Below are 4,704 nucleotides of genomic sequence, written 5' to 3'. Positions count from 1 at the left end.
CGCTGCGTGTGTTGTGGCCCACGCAGGGCGCGCACCGACGAGTGGCGCGCCGGCAAGGGCCTTCCCTTCGGGTTGCACGACCTGGGGGCCGTCTGCGGCGTTGCCAGCGCTTGCACGGTGCCTACCTTGCTGCGCACGGGCGCCTTGCAACCTGCCCCCAGGCCGGGCAACGCGATCCCCGAAAATAGTGTCAACAAGCCCGAACCCTCACTCCCATCGCCTTCGCCATGGAGTAAGCTCATTTTCGGCATTTGCTGAGAATCTCCTGCAGGATTTCCGTATGACACAGAACCTTTCCGCTGCCGAAGAGGCATTGCGCGACGCCGCCCGTGAATACCACCGCAACCCCAGCCGGGGCAAGATTGCGGTCACCCCGACCAAGCCGCTGTCCAACCAGCGCGATCTGTCGCTGGCCTATTCGCCCGGCGTGGCCTACCCCTGCCTGGACATCCAGGCCGACCCCTCCAAGGCCTTCGACTTCACCTCGCGCGGCAACCTGGTCGGCGTGGTGACCAACGGCACGGCCGTGCTGGGCCTGGGCGACATCGGCCCGCTGGCCAGCAAGCCGGTGATGGAGGGCAAGGGCTGCCTGTTCAAGAAGTTCGCCGGCGTGGACGTGTTCGACATCGAACTGGCCGAGCGCGACCCCGACAAGCTGGTGGACATCATCGCCTCGCTGGAGCCCACGCTGGGCGGCATCAACCTCGAAGACATCAAGGCGCCCGAGTGCTTCTACATCGAGAAGAAGCTGTCGGAGCGGCTGAACATTCCGGTCTTCCACGACGACCAGCACGGCACGGCCATCATCTCCAGCGCCGCGCTGCTCAACGGCCTGGAACTGGTGGGCAAGGAGATCGGCGCGGTAAAGATCGCCGTGTCGGGCGCGGGCGCCGCGGCCATTGCCTGCGTGGACGTGATGGTGGGCCTGGGCGTGAAGCGCGAGAACGTCTACATGGTCGACTCCAAGGGCGTGATCTACGACGGCCGCCCCGGCGGGCTCGATGCCTCCAAGCAGCGCTATGCGCAAAAGACCGAGGCCCGCACCCTGGCCGACGTGGTCAACGGTGCCGACGTGTTCCTGGGCTGCTCGGCAGCAGGCGTGCTCACGGCCGAAATGGTCAAGACCATGGGCACCAAGCCCATCATCCTGGCGCTGGCCAACCCCGAACCCGAGATCCGCCCCGAGCTGGCCAAGGCCGTGCGGCCGGACTGCATCATCGCCACGGGTCGCTCGGACTACCCGAACCAGGTCAACAACGTCCTGTGCTTCCCCTACATCTTCCGCGGTGCGCTGGACTGCGGCGCGACCAAGATCACCGAAGCCATGAAGCTGGCCTGCGTGCGCGAGATCGCAGACCTGGCCAAGGCCGACGTGAGCGAGGAAGTGGCCAGCGCCTATGCAGGCAAGGAGCTGACCTTCGGCCCCGACTACCTGATCCCCACGCCCTTCGACTCGCGCCTGATCCTGAAGATCGCGCCCGCCGTGGCCAAGGCGGCCGAGGCATCGGGCGTGGCCACCCGCCCCATCACCGACATGGAGGCCTACAAGGAGGCCCTGTCGCGCTTCGTCTACCAGACCGGCATGCTGATGCGCCCGGTGATCACCGCGGCCAAGTCCCTGCCCGAAGGCAGCAAGCGCGTGGCCTACGCCGATGGCGAAGACGAGCGCGCGCTGCGTGCCGCGCAGATGGCCATCGACGACAAGATCGCCCAGCCCATCCTGATCGGCCGCCCCGCCGTGATCGCCGCCCGCATCGAGAAGGCCGGCCTGCGCATGCAGTTGGGCAAGGACGTGGAGGTGTGCAACCCCGAGGACGATCCGCGCTTCCGCCAGTACTGGGAGCACTACCACGGCCTCATGAAGCGCGACGGCGCCACGCCCGAAGTGGCCAAGGCGGCCGTGCGCCGCTCCAACACCATCATCGCTTCGCTGATGGTGGCGCTGGGCGATGCCGACGCCATGATCTGCGGCCTGGTGGGTACGTATGAGACCCATCTGGAGCGCATCCACAGCATCCTGGGCCGCCAGGAGGGCGTGAACGACTACGCCGCGCTCAACGCGCTGATGACCAACCGCGGCACGCTGTTCATCGCCGACACGTACGTGAACGAAAACCCCACGGCGCAGCAACTGGCCGACATCGCCTGGATGTCGGTGCAGGAGGTGCAGCACTTCGGCGTGCCGGCCAAGGTGGCCTTCCTGTCGCACTCGAGCTACGGCTCGTCCAAGCGCCCCTCTGCGCGCAAGATGCGCGAGGCGCGCGACCTGTTCGTGGCCGCCCACCCCGAGATCGAGTGCGACGGCGAGCTGCACGGCGATGCCGCGCTGGAGCCCAACATCCGCAATGCCTACATGGCGGATTCCACGCTCACCGACTCGGCCAACCTGCTGATCTGCCCCAACCTGGATGCCGCCAACATCCTGTACAACGTGCTCAAGACCACCACCAGCGGCGGTGTGACCGTGGGCCCCATCCTGATGGGCGGTGCCGCAACGGCCTACATCCTGACCCCTGCGGCCACGGTGCGCCGGGTGTTCAACATGACTGCCCTGGCCGTTGCCAGCGCGGCCACGCGCAAGCGCTGATCTGCATCGGTGCCCACAAAAAGAAGAGGCCCTCGGGCCTCTTTTTGCTTTTTGGGGGCAGTCAGCGTACTGACACGTCCACGTAATTGGCCACGGGCGGCAGGTGCTCCACCAGCCAGTCGGGGTCGAGCTGCAGGGCCTTGGTCACCTCGGCGGGCAGGCTGGCAATGGTGTCGGCGGGCGACTTGGGCTCTTCGAGCCCGATCTCGGCCAGCAGCGTGGCCACGTGCAGGATGCCGCCCAGGCGGCAGAAGGGGTTCGAGGCCACGGGGTCCTCGGCCGTCTCCAGCGCGCGCACGATGGTGTCCGGGAAGCGCCAGCGCCGCGCCAGCTCGCCGGTCACCTGCGCCTCGGTAAAGCCCAGCAGGGATCGCTCACGCTCCCAGCGGCCACCCGCGTGGTGGGGCAGCTGCTCGATGGCAGGGATCTGCTCGGGCATCTTCTGCGCAATGATGAGTTCGCCCAGCCGCACCAGGAAGCCCGCGAGCCAGGACTCCTGCACGTCCGAGCCCAGGGTGCGCGCCAGCCACTGCGAGTAGCCGGCAATGGCCATGCTTTCCTTCCAGAAGGCGTCGGCGTCCACGCCCTGAGCATCCTTGAACACGCCGGACATGCACGACGCCAGGGCCAGCGTGCGCACCTGGTTCAGGCCCACCATGGTGATGGCGTCATCGAGCGAGGCCACCTGGCGCGGCAGGCCGAAGCGCGCGCTGTTGGCCAGGCGGATCAGCTTGGCCGTGAGGGCCGGGTCCTTGGAGATGGCTGCCCGCACCTTCTCGAAGGGGATGTCGTCCTCCTTCATGGTGGCGATCAGCTCGCGCGCCACGTCGGGGATGGTGGGCAACTGCACGTTCTCGAAGAATTCCTGGATATTTGCCATGCGATCCTCCCTTGACCATGGGGTATGAATGGACTTTCGTTGTACCACCGGCACGGTTTTGCAGGGGCAGGTTTTTTCCCAATCCCGCACAGCTGTGGTGAATCAACGATGTACCACCGTGGCATACACGCCTGGTGCACCATTTCGGGAAAACCTGCAGTCCGGCATGCACCAATGTGGCGAACAATAGTCCGCAAAACGGCCTTGCATACAGGAAAGCAGGCATCGTTTTTGCTGATTCCCCTGCATGGCACAGCCGCGGTGCAACCGCACCGCCCCGCCGTCCTCTGCCACCCACCGACAGGAACCCAAGCATGAACAAACGTACCCTCCTGCAAGCCGCCGTGCTGCTGGCCGCCGCTGGCGGTTTCTCCCTGGCTGCCCAGGCCCAGGCCACCACGCCCATCAAGTTCCAGCTGGACTGGCGCTTCGAAGGCCCTGCCGCCCTGTTCCTGCAGCCCGTGGCCAAGGGCTACTTCAAGGCCGCCGGCCTGGACGTGACGGTGGACGCCGGCAACGGCTCGGGCGGCGCCGTGCAGCGCGTGGCCTCGGGCACCTACGACATGGGCTTTGCCGACCTGGCCGCGGTGATGGAATTCCACGCCAACAACCCCGACGCGCAGAACAAGCCGGTGGCGGTGATGATGGTATACAACAACACGCCCGCCTCGGTCATGGCGCTCAAGAAGAGCGGCATCGCCAAGCCGGCCGACCTGGCCGGCAAGAAGCTCGGCGCCCCGGTGTTCGACGCCGGCCGCCGCGCCTTCCCCATCTTCCAGAAGGCCAACAGCGTGGGCAGCGTGCAATGGACCGCCATGGACCCGCCGCTGCGCGAGACCATGCTGGTGCGCGGCGATGTGGATGCCATCACCGGCTTCACCTTCACCTCGCTGCTGAACCTGGAGGCGCGCGGCGCCAAGGCATCTGACGTGGTGGTGCTGCCCTATGCCGACTTCGGCGTGAAGCTGTACGGCAACGTGATCATCGCCTCGCCCAAGCTCATCAAGGAGAACCCCGAGGCGATCAAGTCCTTCCTCAAGGCCTTCACCAAGGGCGCCAAGGAAGTCATGGCCAACCCCGCTGCCTCCATCGAGCATGTGAAGGCGCGCGACGGCATCGTCAACGTGCCGCTGGAAACGCGCCGCCTGCAAATGGACATCGACGCGGTGGTTGCCAGCCCCGACGCACGCAAGGAAGGTTTTGGCCAGATCAACCCGGCCCGCATGTCCTTGATGTC

The 4,704-nt window shown here is 66.3% G+C and carries 3 protein-coding genes; 2 read left to right on the top strand and 1 reads right to left on the bottom strand.

Annotated features, from left to right (window positions below):
• The first annotated feature begins 280 nt into the window (after nt 1–280).
• The gene (locus ACK59X_RS14420; protein WP_409958097.1) at nt 281–2,587 is read left to right on the top strand and encodes an NADP-dependent malic enzyme; all 2,307 of its coding nucleotides are present in this window, start codon (nt 281–283) and stop codon (nt 2,585–2,587) included.
• 61 nt (nt 2,588–2,648) lie between these two features.
• On the opposite strand, the gene ACK59X_RS14415 is transcribed toward ACK59X_RS14420, so the two are convergent.
• The gene (locus tag ACK59X_RS14415; RefSeq protein ID WP_409958096.1) at nt 2,649–3,467 is read right to left on the bottom strand and encodes an HDOD domain-containing protein; all 819 of its coding nucleotides are present in this window, start codon (nt 3,465–3,467) and stop codon (nt 2,649–2,651) included.
• A 314-nt stretch (nt 3,468–3,781) separates the two neighbouring features.
• Between ACK59X_RS14415 and ACK59X_RS14410 the strand changes: the two genes are divergently transcribed.
• A partial coding sequence (locus ACK59X_RS14410) for an ABC transporter substrate-binding protein (protein WP_409958093.1) occupies nt 3,782–4,704 on the top strand: 923 nt, incomplete at its 3' end.

The sequence above is a fragment of the Acidovorax sp. genome, from assembly GCF_046339755.1.
Lineage (GTDB): Bacteria > Pseudomonadota > Gammaproteobacteria > Burkholderiales > Burkholderiaceae_C > Acidovorax.
Note: the sequence above shows the minus strand (reverse complement) of the source record. Positions and strands in the feature narration are given on the sequence as shown.